Source organism: Neisseria sp. GT4A_CT1 (assembly GCF_000227275.1).
GTDB lineage: Bacteria > Pseudomonadota > Gammaproteobacteria > Burkholderiales > Neisseriaceae > Neisseria.
Genome location: NZ_JH164966.1, coordinates 25,555 through 29,175 on the forward strand (window position 1 = coordinate 25,555; position 3,621 = coordinate 29,175).

The window sequence follows — 3,621 nt, forward strand, 5'->3', positions numbered from 1 at the left end:
CCTTAGAGAATCGTTCTCTTTGAGCTAAGGCGAGGCAACGCCGTACTGGTTTAAAGTTAATCCACTATATTGATGGGGCAAGAAAGGCTGATTATATAATGAAAACGGTCGGATTTTCTCCGACCGTTTGATTCTGTTTAAGGCAGACGGGCAATCATGTTTGCCATCATTGCCGCCTACCTGTTCATCACCTGCTTACTCTGCTGAATTATCAACTTTTTGCGCACCTTGCTCGCGCTTGATTTCCTTGCTGAAATAACGCAGCAATGCGTCAAAAATGTTGGCAGACTGCTGTTGTGCCAGCATTTGTTTGGCAGCAGGCACTTGGGAAGCAATATTTTCCGGCGCTGCAATATTTTGTACTTCAACAATTACAGGAGCCGGCATGCCTTCCAGCAGCATGGCGTATGCAGGTTTGCCATTTTGCGGACGGGCTTTGATCAGTTCGTTATACGCTTCGGGTGCCATGGTTCGGCGTGCATCTTGCGCACTCAATTTCGATACTTCCGACCATTTCAAGTCAACTGCTTTGCCTGCCTTCAAAGCCTCGATGGCTTCTTTGGCTTTTTTATCGGCCAGTTTTGCGGCTTCGCTGCGCAGATAAGCCAAACGCACTTCTTCTTGAACGTCAGCGAAAGGTGCGGTTTTTTCTTCCCTGACTTCTTTGACACGAATGACCCAAACCGTATCTTTGTCCATGGAAATCAAATCGGAATTGTGTTTTTTCTTCAACACATCTTCACTGAACGCAGCATTAATCAATGCATCGGGCAAACCTGCTGCTTTACCGTTGGCTTGAGTCAACCAATCTTGATCCAGGCTTTCCAGTTTCAGATTTGTTTTTTTGGCGACATCCGCCAGGGAAGTCGGCGTATTAAATGCTTCTTCAGAAAGCTTTTCTTTGGCCGAATTGAATTCGGAAGCAGCTTTTTTCAGCTTCAAATCGGCTTCGATACGGGCTTTTTCATGTTCTAAAGATACTTTGTCTTCGATATTCAAAACTTGGACGATATCGTAGCCGACCGGCGTTTGAACCACATCGCTGATTCCGCCTTTAGGCAGCGAGAACGCCACGTTTTCCAAATCCGCCCCCAAGCCGCCGTCTTTAGACAGATAGCCCAAGTTGCCGCCTTTGGAAGCAGATGCGGTGTCTTTTGAATATTTCTTCGCCAGATCAGTAAAATCGGCCGGCTTGGCTTTCAACTCTGCCGCAACTTTGTCTGCTTCGGCTTTGATTGCCGCGCGTACCGTTTCATCGGCATCTTGGGGAACTGGGAAGAAAATGTGGGCAATTTCACGGCGGGGCGAAAGATGGGGTGCCTGCTCGTCAAATGCTTTTTTCACTTCGTCTTCGCTGACGGTCTGTTTGTCCGCCAAATCTTTGGCACTCAGGGCGATGTATTCCAATTTCACGCCTTGTGGAATCAGATAATCTTTTTTGTGCGCCTCATAATATGCCTTCAATGCGGCATCATCGACTTTTACTTGAGAAACAAAGGCTTCAGGATTGAATGTTACCGAACGGATATCGCGGGTCGCCTGAGTCAGCTTAATCAGCTGCTCTGCTTGCGCATCGCTGATAATCGCACCGTTTTGCACCAAATTGATCAAACTTTGCAACGCATACCGTTCGCGGATGTCGGCGACAAACTGGTCTTCCGTCATATGGCGTTGGCTCAGGAAGTTTGAAAAGATCTGTTGGCTGAATTTACCGTTTTGATCGTGAAAGTTAGGATCATCCACGATCAGTTGTTTAAGCTGCTCTTGGGAAACTTCCACACCCATCAGCTTGGCACCTTCCTTCAGATAGGCGCGTTGAACTAAAGATTGAAATACGGCTCCCCGCGACGGGCTTTGACCTTGAAGCTGCTCTCCTTGCAACTCATTATTCAAAGAATACTCACTGATTTTTTCATCCCCTATTTTGACGATAAAATCAGAGCCGGGCGCAGCAACCGTGCTGACACCGAAGCCGACGAAGGTCAGCGCAATCAGACCCAACAAAATCTGGGCCGGAGTTTTATATTTTTCAACGGTATGGAACATATTATCTGAAGACGTAATGATTAAAATAGCAAACGCGCATTGTAGCGCGTTTTGCCTTGTTATGCACTCTTGGCAGAACGCCGGTCCGACTTATTTTTCAGACGACCCCATTCCGCCGTATCGTGTTATTTTGAAAAAATTTCTTGATAGTTTTCTTCGGAAAAGCCGACGAAAAACCGCCCTTCCTTTTCCAAAACCGGACGCTTGATGATGCTGGGCTGTTCCGCCATCAATCGAACCGCGCCATCGGCAGTAGCTGCAGCGGCTTGGGCTTGCCCATCCAGTTTGCGCCACGTCGTACCGCGTTTGTTCAATAAAACCTCCAGCGGTATCTGCTCCAACCATTTGCTTATCGTGTCAACTTGCGGCGGGCTCTTTTTAAAATCCACAAATTGAAAATCAACGCCATGTTCTTCCAACCATTTGCGGGCTTTTTTCACCGTATCGCAATTGGGAATGCCGTATAACTGAATCATCTTGAAATCACTCTCTATCCTAAAGAAAAAGCGCCGTCATTTTAGCCGATTTTCCTTTTAATCAGAACAAAATGGGTCGTCTGAAACCTTTTCAGACGACCTCTGTATGCTTTTCCTATACTCAACGGCTTTTTTCATCAAGCGTTTGTTCTTATAATATCGAACTATTCCATTGCTACCCGACAAAGGATTCCACATGCAAACCCGCCTGCCATTTTTTGGTGCCGTCCGAGTCAGCGGGGAGGACAGAGCCTCCTTTCTTCACGGCCAATTATCCAACGACATCAACCATCTGAACGAAAATACCGCATGTTATGCCACTTACAACACCCCGAAAGGACGCGTGTTGGCAAATATGATCGTCCTCAACCGAGGAGAAGATTTGCTGCTGATTATGGCGCAGGATCTGACCGAAGCCATTGTCAAACGGTTGCGCATGTTTGTCCTGAGAGCCAAAGTCATCTTTGAACCGCTGCCCGATTTTGCCGTCGCAGGCGAGCTGGACGAAACTGCCTCACCCTCTCCCGCAGCCGAACCTGCCCTATCCTTTCCTGCTCAAGCAGACAACGGGGTATACACCATTACCCTGCCCCATTCAGGTCGTCTGAAAATCGGCGAAGCCGGGCTTCTGCCCGAATATGACGCGGCAGCCGAAAACGCTTGGAATCTGCACGAAATCCGCAGCGGCTACGCATGGATTTCGACGGCAACCAAAGAAACTGCCGTTGCCCAAATGCTCAACCAACACATCATCGGCGGCGTACATTTCAAAAAAGGCTGCTATCCGGGACAAGAAATCATCGCCCGCGCCCAATATCGCGGACAAGTCAAACGCGGGCTGGTGGTTTTGCGGGGTGATTCGTTGGAAGCCGCAGGTGTTGCCGTTCAAAACGGAGGCGAAGAAGCCGGACAAATCATCAATACCGCGCTGACCGATACCGGCAGCCTGAGTCTTGCGGTTATCAAATTTTCCGCAGCACACGCCGATTTGACCGATGCCGACGGCAATGCTTTAAAACAAGAAACCTTGTTCTTTACAGTGGATGCTTGACGCGCGGCGATCGGTCAATCCTCCATCTTAAGTGGATTAAATTTAAAT

Annotated in this window: 3 protein-coding genes; 1 reads left to right on the top strand and 2 read right to left on the bottom strand. The window is 48.2% G+C overall.

Annotated features, from left to right (window positions below; all coding sequences use genetic code 11):
- Positions 1-195 precede the first annotated feature (195 nt).
- On the bottom strand, positions 196-2,046 hold the full coding sequence (locus tag HMPREF1028_RS04885) for a SurA N-terminal domain-containing protein (protein ID WP_009311687.1): 1,851 nt from the start codon (positions 2,044-2,046) through the stop codon (positions 196-198).
- 125 nt (positions 2,047-2,171) lie between these two features.
- Complete coding sequence (locus tag HMPREF1028_RS04890; protein ID WP_009311688.1) at positions 2,172-2,522, bottom strand: ArsC family reductase; 351 nt, start codon at positions 2,520-2,522, stop codon at positions 2,172-2,174.
- 196 nt (positions 2,523-2,718) lie between these two features.
- On the opposite strand from HMPREF1028_RS04890, the gene HMPREF1028_RS04895 reads away from it, so the two are divergent.
- Positions 2,719-3,573: a folate-binding protein YgfZ gene (locus HMPREF1028_RS04895; protein WP_009311689.1), complete on the top strand. Its 855-nt coding sequence runs from the start codon at positions 2,719-2,721 to the stop codon at positions 3,571-3,573.
- Positions 3,574-3,621 lie beyond the last annotated feature (48 nt).